Raw genomic sequence first — 13,476 nt, forward strand, 5'->3', positions numbered from 1 at the left:
CGCGGGGGGTGTCGTGCGACGCGGTGTCGGTTTATTGTTGGTGTTTAATTTTTTTTTAATTTTTTGTGTGACCCCGGGGCCCCCCCCCCCGCCGGGGGGGGGGGGGCCCCCCCCCCCCCCCACCGCCGTGTCACGCGACCGCGCCCCGTTTCCCCGAGGCGGGTGACGCCCTCGTCAGGCCGCCGCGCCGAGCGTGGCGTCGATCTCGCGGAGGAAGTCCTCCAGGTCGTCGGGCGTGCGCGAGGTGATGAGGTCCCAGTCGTTCGCGCCGCAGTGCATGACGGCCTTGTCGACCCAGGTGCCCTTGGCGTTCCGGATGTCGGTGGCGACCGAGGGGTACGAGGTGAGTGTCTTGCCCTCCAGGACCCCGGCCTCGACGAGCAGCCACGGACCGTGGCAGATCGCCGCCACCTTGCGGCCCGAGTCCGCGAAGGCGCGCACCGTCGAGACGGCGGTCCCGTCGAGCCGCAGCCCGTCGGCGTTGATGGTGCCGCCCGGGATGAGCAGCAGGTCGTACGAGGACGTGTCCGCGTCGGCGAGGGTGAGGTCGGGTGTGACGGTCTCGCCGGGATCCTTGTCGCCGACGAGGGTGCTGATCTCCTCCGCCGACACGGCGGCCACGTCGACCTGCGCACCGCGCTCACGCAGGTGCTGCACCGGCACCACGAGCTCGTCCTGCTCGACTCCGTAATTGGTGACGATCGCCAGGACGCGGCGGCCGTTCAGTGTGTTCTGGGCCATGACGCTGCCTTTCTGCTGGTGCTGTGTCCTTGCTGCGGTGTTCTTCTTGCGCTGCTGCCGCCGGTGGGCGTGCCGTCCCTCGCGGGTGCGCGGCCGCCCGGCGGGGGCCTGTCGCTGCTCAGTGGGCGCTGCGGCCGCGGATCATCCGGTACGCGAACAGGACGATGACGGCCCCGACGACGGCCGCGATCCAGGTGGACAGGTGGAAGAAGCCGCTGATCGACTCCACCCCGAAGATCACCTTGCCGAGCCAGCCGCCGAGCAGCCCGCCGACGATGCCGATGAGCATCGTGACGATGATCCCGCCCGGGTCCTTCCCCGGAGTCAGTGCCTTCGCGATCGCTCCCGCGATCAAGCCCACCAGGATCCAGGCGATGACGCCCACGGTGCTACCTTCCGTTCCTTCTCGAAGTCGATCGATCGCCCCGGTACCCCTCCTCAGCATGACCACACGCCGAGGTGTCCGCCGCCGGACGGCTCCGGCGGCCGGGGGGCCGGTGCAGGGAACCGGGTGCCCCTGGGGCGTGGCGCAATCCGGGACCAAAGGCCCCTGTGCGGGGGCTGATGGTCCTCTCGGCGAGGCGGTCTCCCGATCGCCCGATATCAGGACATTCCGACCGGACCGCGATAGATTTTCGATCTCGGTGATCTCGCGGTCACCGGCATCGCCCCACGGCTCCCAGTGGGTCGTCGACCGTGCGGTGGCCCGCGGACTTCCCCTCCGCGCACCGACGAGGAGCGTCATGAGCCACGCGGACACCAGGGCCGACACCGCACCGGGCCGGGCCCCTAGCGTCAAGCTGAGCATGCTCACGCTGACCACGATGGTCGTCGGCTCGATGGTCGGGGCCGGGGTCTTCTCGCTCCCGCGGCGCTTCGCCGAGGAGACGGGTGTCGCCGGCGCGCTGATCGCGTGGGCGATCGCGGGTGCCGGCATGCTGATGCTCGCCTTCGTCTTCCAGACGCTCGCCGTGCGGCGGCCCGACCTGGACGCCGGTGTCTACGCCTACGCCAAGGCCGGGTTCGGCGAATACCTCGGCTTCTTCTCGGCGTTCGGGTACTGGGCCAGCGCCTGCGTCGGCAACGTGACGTACTGGGTGCTGATCATGTCGACGGTCGGCGCGATCTGGCCGGGCCTCGGCGACGGCGACACGGTGCTGGCCGTGGTGCTCTCCTCGCTCGGCCTGTGGGGGTTCTTCCTCCTCATCCGCAGGGGCGTCAAGGAGGCGGCGGCGATCAACCGGATCGTCACCGTGGCCAAGATCGTGCCGATCCTGTTCTTCGTCGTCCTCGCGCTCTTCTACTTCAAGGCGGACGTCTTCGCGGACAACTTCGGCGGCGCGGACTACGCGGGCTCGCTGTTCGACCAGGTGCGCGGCACGATGCTGGCGACCGTCTTCGTCTTCCTCGGCGTCGAGGGCGCCAGCGTGTACTCGCGCCACGCCGAGCGCCGCAAGGACGTGGGGCGGGCGACCGTCCTCGGCTTCCTCAGCGTCTTCGCCGTCTTCGCCTCGGTCACCATCGTGTCGTACGGCCTCCTGCCGATGAGCGAGATCGCCGATCTGCGGCAGCCGTCGATGGCCGGGGTCCTGGAGTCCGCGGTCGGCACCTGGGGCCAGGTGTTCATCAGCGTCGGCCTCATCGTCTCGGTGCTCGGCGCCTACCTCGCCTGGACGCTGATGTCCGCGGAAGTCCTCTTCGTGGCCGCCAAGGACGACGACATGCCGCGTTTCCTCGGCCGCTCCACCGCCGCCGACGTGCCGGTCCCGGCGCTGCTCATGACCACCTGCCTCACCCAGGTCGTCCTGGTCGTCACCCTCTTCTCCGACGACGCGTTCAACTTCGCCCTCGACCTGACCAGTTCACTCTCGCTCATCCCGTACCTGCTGGCCGCCGGGTTCGCCGTCAAGATCGCCCTGCGGCCGGACGGCAGGACCGAGGGCGGCAGGGCGACACGCGGCGAACTGGCCGTGGGGGCCGTCGCGGTGCTCTACACGACGTTCCTGCTGTTCGCGGCCGGACTGAAGTTCGTCCTCGTCTCCTTCGTCCTCTACGCCCCGGCCACCATCCTGTTCGTGATGGCCAGGCGCGAGCAGGGCCGACGCCTCTTCTCCCCCCGCGAACTCGTCATCCTCGCCGTCTCGGTCATCGGCGCCGTCGTGGGCGTGATCGCCCTGGCGGCGGGCTGGATCAGCCTCTGACCGGCAGCGCGGGACGAGCCCCCCGCGACCGCATCCCCCAGGCCCACCGTGACCGGCCATTCCCGGAAAGGCACCCCGTGACCAGCAACGACACCACCGACACCCCCAGCGCAGCGCCCCACGGCGTCCACTCCGAGGTCGGCAGGCTCCGCAAGGTCCTGGTCTGCGCTCCCGGCCTCGCCCACCGGCGGCTCACCCCGACCAACGCGGAGGACCTGCTCTTCGACGACGTCATGTGGGTGGAGAACGCCCAGCGCGACCACGCGGACTTCGTGAACAAGCTGCGCCAGCGGGACGTCGAGGTCGTCGAACTGCACGAGGTGCTCGCCCGGACGATGGCGACGCCCGGCGCCCGCGACTGGCTCCTGGAGCGGAAGATCACGGCGAACGAGGTCGGGGTCGGGGTCGGCGACGGCACCCGTGCCTTCCTGGAGACCCTGGAACCGCACAAGCTCGCCGAGTACCTCATCGGCGGCCTCGCCACCGCCGACCTGCCGGACGAGTTCCGCTCCGACCATGTCGCCCTCGCCCGCGAGTCCACGGGCGTACGCGAATACCTCATGCCACCGCTGCCGAACACGCTCTACACCCGCGACACGACCTGCTGGCTGTACGGCGGCGTGACGCTCAACCCGCTGTACTGGCCGGCGCGGCACGACGAGACGCTCCTCATGAAGGCCGTCTACCAGTTCCACCCCGACTTCACCGGCGCCACCGTGTGGTGGGGCGACCCCGAACAGGACTGGGGCCAGGCCACCTTCGAGGGCGGCGACATCATGCCGGTCGGCGGCGGCGTCGTCCTGATGGGCATGAGCGAGCGCACCTCACGACAGGCCATCACGCAGGTCGCGGCGGCCCTGTTCGAGAAGGGCGCGGCCGACCGGGTCGTCGTCGCGGGCATGCCCAAGCTGCGCGCGGCGATGCACCTCGACACCGTCTTCACCTTCGCCGACCGCGACGTCGTCACGCTCTACCCGCGGATCATGGACGCGGTGCACACGTTCACGCTGCGCCCCGGCGACTCGCCCTCCGGCATCGACGTGACCGACGAGGGGTCGCGCTCCTTCGTCGACGTCGTCGCCGGGGCCCTCGGCCTCTCCGGACTGCGGGTGATCGAGACGGGCGGCGACGTGTACGCGTCGGAGCGCCAGCAGTGGGACAGCGGCAACAACGCCGTGGCCCTGGAACCGGGCGTGGTCTTCACGTACGACCGCAACACCCAGACCAACACCCTGCTGCGCAAGGCGGGGGTGGAGGTCATCACCATCGTCGGGGCGGAGCTCGGCCGGGGGCGCGGCGGCGGGCACTGCATGACGTGCCCGCTCGTCCGGGAGCCGGTGGAGTTCTGAGGGCCGGCGCAGTCCAGCGGCCCGGCGCGGACGGGCCGCTGATCACTGCTGATCAGCGGCCGTCGGCGGGGAGCGCGGTCAGTACCGCAGAGCGGCGGAGATCCGGCCCCGGTCGGTGAGGGTGTCCTCGGGCAGGAAGCGCACCTCGGCGCCGGACTCCAGGGCCCGTTCGACGATCTCGTCCACGATGTCGTCGCGCGCGTCGAGGTCGCCGGTCTCGGCCGGTTCCAGGTGGCCCCCGTGGTCACGCACGGTGGCACGGTAGCTGTCCTCCACCGCCAGCAGTCCGACCCGGCCGGCCGTCACGTTCTGCCAGACGTCGTCGAGCCCCGCCGCGTACTGCTTGCGGCCCTGCGCGGAGTCCAACTCCTTCAGCGTCGCGTCCTGTTCGGCCCTGTCACGTTCGGCGAGTGCGGGTCCGACCGCCTCGTGGACCGCCTTCGCGGGCCCCTGCGCCAGGCCGCCGTGCCGGATCTGCGTGGCCCCGTGGGTGGCGGTGCCGACATCGCCGAGCAGGGAGAGCGCGGCCGCTTCCCCCGCCACCAGCAGGGGGCGCGGGTCGGCGTGCAGCACGTTGGCCAGAGCGTGGTCGGCGTCCCGCAGGAACGTGCGGGTCTGCTCGTCGCGGAAGGTGCTCGGCACGTCGCCGATCCGCTCCTTGCGCTGGGCGTCGGGGTCCTCCAGGCTCCGCGTCAGCGGGAACCCGTCCCCCTGGTGCTCCGTGACCCGCTCGGGCGTGCCGTTCCAGAGGGTGACGCGGTCGGCGGAGACGGTGAGCACCCAGTACGGACGCTCGGCGGCCTGGGCGGCGACCAGGTTGCGGGTCAGGAACGTGTCGGCGAGCACGACCCGGGCGGGCACGGCGCGGGTCAGGGACCACACCTGGTGCTCACCGGGCGCGGCGAGGAGGACCAGACCGTCCTCGGCGTGCACGAGGTCCACCTCGTCCAGCGCCCGGTCCAGGTGCCCGGAGCCGTCGTGCGCGCGCTCGGCCGTGACGGCGGGGTCGGCGCGGAGCCGCTCCTTCGCCTCGGCGACGAGATTGCGCAGCCGCACCGGATCCTGCGCGTTGTCCGGCTCTCGGCGATGGGTCGGCAGCACCACCGTGACGGCCGGATAGGGGCGCGGTCTGCGCAGCTCGGCCAGGGTGGTGGAGGTGAGTGAGCGGTGCATGAGGGCCCTTCCGGGACGGCGTGTCCTACGTGGCCTTTGGTTCCGCAATGCACGATATGACGGAATGAGGGCCGGGGCACGTCGTCGCCGGGCCTGACCGGCACGGCCCGGACACGCGACCGCCCCCTGACGCCGTACGGGCAGGGGGCGGTCGCGGAACCGGGGTGGATCAGTGGGCGATGCCGTCGATCAGATCGCGGGCGCCCTGGCGCAGCAGCGCGACGGCCACGGACGTGCCGAGGGTCGCGGGGTCGAGCGGGCCCGCCCACTCGTGGGCGTTGAGGACCGTCTTGCCGTCGGGCGTGAACACGCAGGCGCGCAGCGACAGGTCGCCGCCGCGCTCCGAGCGCGCGTACCCGGCGATCGGCGAATTGCAGTGCCCTTGCAGGACGTGCAGGAACATCCGTTCGGCGGTCGCCTCGCGCCAGGCGTTCGTGTCGCCGAGGTCCGACACGGCGTCGATGGTCGCGGTGTCGTCCGCACGGCACTGCAGGGCCAGGATGCCCGCGCCGATCGGCGGACACATCGTCTCCACCGACAGGATCTCGCTGGCCAGCTCGGGGCGGCCGATCCGGTCGAGGCCCGACTGGGCGAGCAGCAGCGCGTCGGCGTCGCCCGCCGCGAGCTTCTCCAGCCGGCGGCCCGCGTTGCCCCGCATCGGCACGCACTCCAACTCCGGGTGCGAGGCCGCGAGCTGGGCCACCCGTCGCACCGACGAGGTGCCGATGCGGGTCCCGGCGGGCAGCTCGTCGAGCGTGAGGCCGCCCGGGTGGATCAGCGCGTCCCTGATGTCGTCCCGCGCGAGGAACGCGGCGAACGTGGTGCCCGCGGGCAGCGGCCGGTCCGCCGGGATGTCCTTGACGCAGTGCACCGCCAGATCGGCCTCACCGGCCAGCAGCGTCGCGTCGACCTCCTTGGTGAACGCCCCCTTGCCGCCGAGCGCCGCCAGATCGCCCATCCAGCGGTCGCCGGAGGTGGTGACCGGCACGACCTCGGTACGGATGCCGGGGTGCAGGACGGCGAGTTCGCTGCGGACGCGCTCCACCTGGGCCAGGGCCATGGGGGAGGAGCGGGAGACGATGCGGATGAGATCAGGAACGGACATGCGCACCACGATAAGGGCTCCGAGGGGGTGCGCAGGACCGGCGTCCAACTGATCAAAGGACTGCGGGTACGCGGCAGTTGGCGCGTACCGGGTGGCCCGGGTGCGGCGCGGGGGCGCGCCCGGCGGCGGCGCGCGGGGCCCGCCCCGCCCGTCCCGGCATGCGCGCGCGACGGCCGCCTCATAGCGTGAGGTGCACGAAACGCGGTGGTCGAGGCCCCCGCCCGCCCCTGGGAGGACCCATGCCGACCCCCGCCGCGCCGGAGCGCCCCGTGATCGACCTCGCACCGATGGCGGCCACCCATCTGGCCGACGTCCTCGCTCTGGGCCGCCGGGTCTACGACACGTCCGTGAAGCCGTACACCTCGTGGTCCCTGTCTGCTATCGCCGGGCACATGGACGGCGAGGCGTCCGCCTGCTGGGTGGCGCTGGACGGCGGACGTCTGGCCGGGTTCGTGCTCGGGTCGATGGGCTTCGACCAGCGCACCGACTGGGGCAACCTGGAGTGGATCGCGAGCGCCCCCGAGTACCAGGGCCAGGGCATCGCGAGCCGCCTGGTGAAGGCCTGCTGCGCCACGCTCACGGAGGCGGGCGCGAGCGCCGTCGTCACCGACGTCGAGTCCCGCAACACCGCCTCGGCGGGCCTGATGCGGCGCAACGGCTTCGAGGCGAGCGTGTCGGTGACCCTCTTCGTCAAGGAGACGTCCCGGTAGTCGGGCTGCCGGGCTCCAGCGGTGGCGACTGGACGCCCAGACAGGTCTTGCACTGCGGTGCGTTGCCGCGCTCGCCGTGCCAGGCCGTCGGGCTCGGCCGGACGAACACCGCGGCGGCCAGCGCCGCGAGGGCGAACAGCGACGCACAGCCCACGGCCGCCTTCCCGAAGGCGGAGTCCAGCGCCCCCGGATCCGCGTACGCCGTGCCGGAGAGGCCGACCGCGAGCGGCAGACCGGCCACCACGAGGAGCTGCGCGATGCGCGCCGCCGTGTTGTTGACCCCGCTGGCGAGCCCCGCGCGGCTCGCGTCGACCGAGGCGAGCACGGTCGCCGTCAGCGGCGCGACGAACAGGCTCATCCCCAGACCCAGGACGACCACCGCGGGCAGTACCTCGGTGACGTACGCGGCGCCGGGCCGCACGCGCAGCATCAGGAGCACTCCGGCGGCGGCCACCAACGGCCCCACGACGAGCGGCGGTCGCGGACCGAGGCGGCGGGCCAGGTCACCCGCGGAGGCCGACAGGAGCAGCATCAGGACGGTGATCGGCAGCGTCGCGGTGCCGGCCTGCAGCGCGTCGTACCCGAGCGTCGTCTGGAGCTGCACCGGCAGCATGAACAGGATGCCGCCGATGGCCGCGTACAGACACAGCGTCATGATGTTGGCCGCGCTGAACAGGCGCGAGCGGAACAGCTCCAGGGGCATCATCGGGTCGCGCCTGCGGTGCTCGACCACGACGAACGCGACGCCCGCCGCGAGCCCCAGGACCCCCGGCAGGACCGTGCCCGCCGCCGGGCTGTCGCCGGACGCCCCGATCAGCGCGAAGCTGATGCCCGCGAGGAACAGCGCGGCCAGACAGGCGCCGGTGACGTCGAAGGGCCGCCGGGACGCCGTCTCGTCGCGGCTCTCCGGCACGTGCCGCACCGCGAACAGCACCAGCGCGGCCAGCGGCACGTTGATCAGGAAGATCCACCGCCAGCCGGGACCGTCGATCAGCCAGCCGCCGAGGAACGGGCCCACCGCCCCCGCCACCCCGCCGAGCCCCGACCACGCGCCCACCGCGCGGGCCTGGTCCTCGGGCCGGTACGAGGCCCGCACCAGCGCCAGCGAACCCGGCGTCAGGAGCGCGCCGCCGATGCCCTGCAGCGCCCGGGCCGCGATCAGCGTCCCCGCGTCCTGGGCGAGGCCGCACAGCGCGGACGCCGCCGCGAACCACACCACACCGATGACGAGGGTGCGCCGCCGCCCCAGGCGGTCGCCCAGCGCCCCGCCGAGCAGCAGCAGGGCCGACAGCGTGAGCATGTAGGCGTTGACGACCCATTGCAGCGCCGAGAGCGACGCGCCGAGGTCCCTGCCCAGCGTGGGCAGGGCGACGTTGACGACCGTGCCGTCCAGCAGCGCCATCCCGGACGCCAGGACCGCGCAGGTCAGCACCCAGCGGCCGCGGGCCGAGGACAGCGCCACACCGTCCCCGGCGGCCGGGGCCGCGCTCGAGGTCGGGGCCGGACCGGAAGCCATCGCGTCACCGCCCTACATGTGGACCGCGCCGCCGTCCGTCGGGGTCGGCGCCGGCGCGCCTCTGCGGTACAGGATCACGGTAACGACCAGTCCGACCGCGAAGAAGAGCGCCGACCACCAGTACGCCGTCGAGTACGACTGCATCGCCGCCTGGGCCTGCACCTGGGGCGTCGGCTCCTTGCCCACCAGGTAGTTGGAGGCCGCCGTGGTGGCGAGCGTGTTGAGCAGCGCCGTGCCGATCGAACCGCCCACCTGCTGGCTGGTGTTGACCATGGCCGAGGCCACGCCCGCGTCGTGGGCCGCGACTCCGGCCGTCGCCATGCTCATCGCCGGGGCGAAGATCAGGCCGAGGCCGAGTCCGGCGACCAGCAGCGGCGGCAGGACGTGCGCGGCGTACCCGCTGGTGACGTCCAGCGCGGTCAGCCAGGCCATGCCGGCCGCGGAAAGCCCCATGCCCAGCGGCACGATGGGCTTCGCGCCCATCCGCGGCACCAGGTTGTTCGTGGTCACCACCGAGGCCACCACCATCACCGCGACCATCGGCAGGAACGCCAGACCGGTCTTGACCGGGGTGTACTGGAGGATCTGCTGCAGGTAGTAGGTGAGGAAGAGGAACACCCCGAACATGCCGGCGCCGGAGATGAACATCGCGAGGAACGACGCCCCGCGGTCCCGGTCCAGCACGACCCGCAGCGGCAGCAGCGGATGTGTGGCGCGCGTCTGCCACCACGCGAAGAGCACCAGGAGGACCGCGCCGACGACCAGGAATCCCCAGGTCAGTGCGTCGCTCCAGGCGTGCGTCTCGGCGTTGGAGAAGCCGTAGACGATGCAGAAGAGACCGGCGGACACCAGTACGGTGCCGGGCACGTCCAGCTTGGGCCGGTCCGGAGGCGCGCCCGCGTGCAGCAGGCGTGCGCCGCCGAGCATCGCGATCACGGCGAACGCGAGGTTCACGTACAGGCACCAGCGCCAGTTCAGGTACTCGGTGAGGACACCGCCGAGCAGCAGTCCCACCGCGCCGCCCGCGCCCGCGATCGCGCCGTAGATGCCGAACGCCTTGGCGCGCTCCCGGGCGTCGGTGAACGTGGTCGTCAGGAGCGACAGCGCGGCCGGCGCGAGCAGTGCGCCGAACATGCCCTGCAGGGCGCGGGCCGCGACCAGCATGGAGAAGCTGTTCGCGGCGCCGCCGAGCGCCGAGGCCACCGCGAATCCGGCAAGACCCGCGAGGAAGACGACCTTGCGCCCCACCAGGTCGGCGATGCGACCGCCGAGCAGCAGCAGGGAGCCGAAGGCGAGCGCGTAGGCGGTGACGATCCACTGGCGGTTGCCGTCGGAGAAGCCCAGGTCCTTCTGGGCGGACGGCAGCGCGATGTTCACGATGGTCGCGTCGAGCACCACCATGAGCTGGGCGATGCCGATCACCGCGAGGATCAGCCACCGGTGTTCGTGACGCCCGCCTCCCGTGTGCGGCACGGAGGTCGGCGGTGCGGGCTCGCGGGCGGGATCCGACATGGGGACGGGCTCCGGCGCGGGCACGGCTTCACGGTCCATGGTGGCCTCCAGACACCCCCGCCCCACGCTAAACGCCCTGGTCGGGTGGCGCGACCGGGGATCTTCGCGCGCCGCGGCGGGCCTCACCCGCAGGGAGGCCCGCCACGCCCTAGGCGCCGTGGTCGGCGGCCAGCAGCAGCTCGCTCACGCGCTCCCGGGCGCGCGCCACCCGGGATCGCACGGTGCCGATGGGACAGCCGACGGCCGCCGCCGCGTCCGCGTACGGCAGACCGGCGAGCTGGGTCAGGACGAACGCCTCGCGGCGCGGTGCGTCCAGGGTCTCCAGGAGGTCGAGCAGCGCCACGCCCTCCTCGAACCCGGGCACACCGCGCGGCTGGGCGCGCTCGGCGGCCGCCTGCCAGTCCCCGGTGTCGGCGATCCGCGGCCGGGCCGCCGCCGAGCGGAAGCGGTCGGCGACGACCCGGCGCGCTATGGCGAGCAGCCAGGTGCGCGCGCAGGCCCGGGCCGCGTAGCCGTTCAGCGAGGTCAGGGCCCGCAGGTACGTCTCCTGGGTCAGGTCGTCGGCGCCGTGCAGGTCACCGCTGAGGTGGGCCACGAAGCGCCACACGTCGCGGCGCGTGGCCTGCACGAACCGCTCGAACGCGGCGGCGTCGCCGTCACGGGCCGCGAGCGCCCACTGGGTGATCAGGTCGTCACGGGTCATGTCGGTGCCGGACCGGGACCGCACAAGGGCAGGAGTCATCGCAAAAGGTCCTTCGGTGAAGGGAGTTCGGGAAGTCGGCGCGCGCACGGCGCGGCGGGGCCTGCGCGTGCGGGGACGCCGAATATCCGCCCGGCACCGAGGGGCGCGGGCGGTCTCAGGAACGGACCGGAAGGACCGGTGGACCTCTGCGTGAGACGACGTGCTGGAGAAGGGCCCCGCGCAGCCGCGGCACGGGTACGAGCGCGCCGACGTGCGGCGGCGTGGGCGGCAGGGCGGTGACCAGGACCGCGAGGACGAACCGCAGCGGCACGAACACGAACGCGGCGAGCGCGCGCCCGGTCCGGAAGACGGCGGCCTCGCCGCGCCACAGCCACAGCGCGCAGACGAGGGCGGCGACGACGTGGGCGAGGAACATGCCGAGGCCGCTGTGCCCGAAGACCGACATGATCCAGTGCGAGGCGCCCTCGTCCGGCATGAGCGCGGTGTGCGCGGAGCCGCCGGACCCCGGCCCGGCGCCGGGCCGCGGACCGGTCATCGGCATCGCGTGGTTCATGTGGTTCATGCCGTCACCGGGCGGAGCGACCGCGGCGGGCGGTCCGCTGTCGCCCGCCGGCGCGCTGATCCGCTGCGCCAGGCCGAAGAGTTCGTGCAGGCACAACTGCGCGGCGACGGTGGCGCCGACGACCGCGGACGCGCCGCGCTCACGGCCGGTCAGCCACCAGGCGGCGGCGACGGTGGCGGCGAACGCGTACGCCACCGCCCACCAGGGCAGCGGGGCGGCGGACATCAGCGCGTGCCCCAGGGCCGTCGCCACCACGCAGACGGCCGCGAACATCGCGGCTCGTGCGAGGCGGAACGCCGGACCTGAGGTCATGGGGAGCATCGTGCCAGGCGTCAGGGGGGTTGGGGGCGGCGAGTCCCCGAGATGCCCGAAGTGCCCTGATCCGCCGCTGCCGGGCGACGGCCGCCGACCGCTCGCGCGACCTCCGCCGGTGCGGGGGACGGCGGGGGCGTGGGCCGGACGGCGCCCCGCGCGCCCGTTCCTGTCGGGCCGTCACATCGGGCCGTCACATCGGGCCGTCACCTCGGGCCGTCGGGCACCCCGGAAAGCCCGGACGGCACGGGGAACCGTGTCCCGCGTGCCGTCCGACGTGCCGCTGTCCGGGCCTTCCCCGGGATGAGTCCTAGGAACGGTCGGGCACGTCCTGCCCGTCGAGGGACTCGACCGTCCCGCGGGGGCCGGGGACCTGCGCGGTGGCGGTTGCGGTGTCGGCCGTGGCGCCGGGCTCGGCGGTCCCGCGCCGCCGGGCGAGCACGCCGCCCAGACGGCCCGCGATGGGCTGCGTGTAACGGGCGGTCAGCGGGCCGACGACGACGAGGATCAGGACGTACGCCGTGGCCAGCGGGCCGAGCGACGGCTCGATGCCGGCGGCGACCGCGAGGCCCGCGATGACGATGGAGAACTCGCCGCGCGCCACCAGGGCGCCACCGGCCCGCCAGCGGCCCTTGACCGAGATGCCCGCACGGCGGGCCGCCCAGTAGCCGGTCGCGATCTTCGTCAGCGCGGTGACCACGGCCAGCGCGAGCGCGGGCAGCAGCACCGGGGGAATGCTCGACGGGTCGGTGTGCAGCCCGAAGAAGACGAAGAAGACGGCGGCGAAGAGGTCCCGCAGCGGCGCGAGCAGCGAGTGGGCGCCCTCGGCGACCTCACCGGAGAGCGCGATGCCCACGAGGAACGCGCCGACGGCGGCGGACACCTGGAGCTGCTGCGCGATGCCCGCGACGAGGATGGTCAGACCAAGTACCACCAGGAGCAGCTTCTCCGGGTCGTCGCTGGAGACGAACTTGGAGATCAGCCGCCCGTAGCGCACCGCGATGAACAGGACGAGCCCCGCGGCGCCGAGCGCGATCGCCAGCGTCAGGCTGCCCGCGGCCAGACCGACGCCGGCCAGCAGCGCGGTGATGATCGGCAGATAGACGGCCATCGCCAGGTCTTCGAGGACCAGGACGCTGAGGATGACCGGGGTCTCGCGGTTGCCGAGGCGGCCGAGGTCGCCCAGGACCTTCGCGATCACACCGGACGACGAGATCCAGGTGACACCGGCGAGCACGACGGCGGCGACCGGACCCCAGCCCATCAGCAGCGCGGCGATCGCGCCCGGCAGGGCGTTCAGCGTGCAGTCGACCAGACCGGCCGGGTACTGCGTCTTGAGGTTGGTGACGAGGTCGCTGGCGGTGTACTCGAGCCCGAGCATCAGCAGCAGCAGGATGACGCCGATCTCGGCGCCGATGGCGACGAACTCCTCGCTCGCGCCGAGCGGCAGCAGCCCGCCCTCGCCGAACGCGAGTCCGGCAAGCAGGTACAGCGGGATCGGCGAGAACTGGAACCGGCCGGCGAACCGGCCGAGCAGCCCCAGCGCGAGGATGATCGCGCCGAATTCGATCAGGAGGACAGCGGAATGCACG

General features: G+C 72.8%; 12 protein-coding genes. 3 read left to right on the forward strand and 9 right to left on the reverse strand.

What is annotated here, in order from left to right; translation table 11 throughout:
- Nucleotides 1–174: 174 nt before the first annotated feature.
- Both ACFYXE_RS10485 and ACFYXE_RS10490 read right to left on the reverse strand, forming a co-directional pair.
- A complete protein-coding gene (locus tag ACFYXE_RS10485) occupies nucleotides 175–741 on the reverse strand; it encodes a type 1 glutamine amidotransferase domain-containing protein (protein WP_389310992.1) in 567 nt (188 codons plus the stop codon).
- A 118-nt stretch (nucleotides 742–859) separates the two neighbouring features.
- The gene (locus tag ACFYXE_RS10490) at nucleotides 860–1,126 is read right to left on the reverse strand and encodes a GlsB/YeaQ/YmgE family stress response membrane protein (protein WP_389310994.1); all 267 of its coding nucleotides are present in this window, start codon (nucleotides 1,124–1,126) and stop codon (nucleotides 860–862) included.
- A 358-nt stretch (nucleotides 1,127–1,484) separates the two neighbouring features.
- Here ACFYXE_RS10490 and ACFYXE_RS10495 point away from each other — a divergent pair, with 358 nt between their 5' ends.
- Complete coding sequence (locus ACFYXE_RS10495) at nucleotides 1,485–2,942, forward strand: basic amino acid/polyamine antiporter (RefSeq protein ID WP_389310996.1); 1,458 nt, start codon at nucleotides 1,485–1,487, stop codon at nucleotides 2,940–2,942.
- 77 nt (nucleotides 2,943–3,019) lie between these two features.
- Entirely contained in the window at nucleotides 3,020–4,291 is a 1,272-nt protein-coding gene (locus tag ACFYXE_RS10500) for an arginine deiminase (protein WP_389310998.1), read from the forward strand.
- 78 nt (nucleotides 4,292–4,369) lie between these two features.
- Here the strand turns inward: ACFYXE_RS10500 and ACFYXE_RS10505 are convergent, their stop codons facing one another.
- Together ACFYXE_RS10505 and hemC are read right to left on the reverse strand one after the other, a co-directional pair.
- The gene (locus tag ACFYXE_RS10505) at nucleotides 4,370–5,464 is read right to left on the reverse strand and encodes a chemotaxis protein (RefSeq protein ID WP_389311000.1); all 1,095 of its coding nucleotides are present in this window, start codon (nucleotides 5,462–5,464) and stop codon (nucleotides 4,370–4,372) included.
- A 169-nt stretch (nucleotides 5,465–5,633) separates the two neighbouring features.
- Nucleotides 5,634–6,569, reverse strand: a complete 936-nt coding sequence (hemC, locus tag ACFYXE_RS10510; RefSeq protein WP_389311002.1) for a hydroxymethylbilane synthase — start codon at nucleotides 6,567–6,569, stop codon at nucleotides 5,634–5,636.
- 239 nt (nucleotides 6,570–6,808) lie between these two features.
- On the opposite strand from hemC, the gene ACFYXE_RS10515 reads away from it, so the two are divergent.
- Entirely contained in the window at nucleotides 6,809–7,279 is a 471-nt protein-coding gene (locus tag ACFYXE_RS10515; protein ID WP_389311004.1) for a GNAT family N-acetyltransferase, read from the forward strand.
- Here the strand turns inward: ACFYXE_RS10515 and ACFYXE_RS10520 are convergent.
- From ACFYXE_RS10520 to ACFYXE_RS10540, 5 genes are all read right to left on the reverse strand, one after another.
- Nucleotides 7,260–8,795, reverse strand: a complete 1,536-nt coding sequence (locus tag ACFYXE_RS10520) for an MFS transporter (protein ID WP_389311006.1) — start codon at nucleotides 8,793–8,795, stop codon at nucleotides 7,260–7,262. The genes ACFYXE_RS10515 and ACFYXE_RS10520 overlap by 20 nt on opposite strands.
- Nucleotides 8,796–8,807: 12 nt before the next feature.
- Nucleotides 8,808–10,346 carry an MFS transporter gene (locus ACFYXE_RS10525; RefSeq protein ID WP_389311008.1) on the reverse strand — a complete coding sequence of 513 codons (1,539 nt, stop codon included), beginning with the start codon at nucleotides 10,344–10,346 and terminating at the stop codon, nucleotides 8,808–8,810.
- Between the two features lie 109 nt (nucleotides 10,347–10,455).
- On the reverse strand, nucleotides 10,456–11,049 hold the full coding sequence (locus tag ACFYXE_RS10530; RefSeq protein WP_389311010.1) for a sigma-70 family RNA polymerase sigma factor: 594 nt from the start codon (nucleotides 11,047–11,049) through the stop codon (nucleotides 10,456–10,458).
- Nucleotides 11,050–11,164: 115 nt separating this feature from the next.
- Nucleotides 11,165–11,884, reverse strand: coding sequence for a hypothetical protein (locus ACFYXE_RS10535; RefSeq protein WP_389311012.1), 720 nt, complete (start codon nucleotides 11,882–11,884; stop codon nucleotides 11,165–11,167).
- Between the two features lie 310 nt (nucleotides 11,885–12,194).
- Nucleotides 12,195–13,475: a cation:proton antiporter gene (locus ACFYXE_RS10540; RefSeq protein ID WP_389311014.1), complete on the reverse strand. Its 1,281-nt coding sequence runs from the start codon at nucleotides 13,473–13,475 to the stop codon at nucleotides 12,195–12,197.
- Nucleotide 13,476: the final 1 nt, after the last annotated feature.

This window comes from Streptomyces sp. NPDC002564 (genome assembly GCF_042889645.1).
GTDB lineage: Bacteria > Actinomycetota > Actinomycetes > Streptomycetales > Streptomycetaceae > Streptomyces.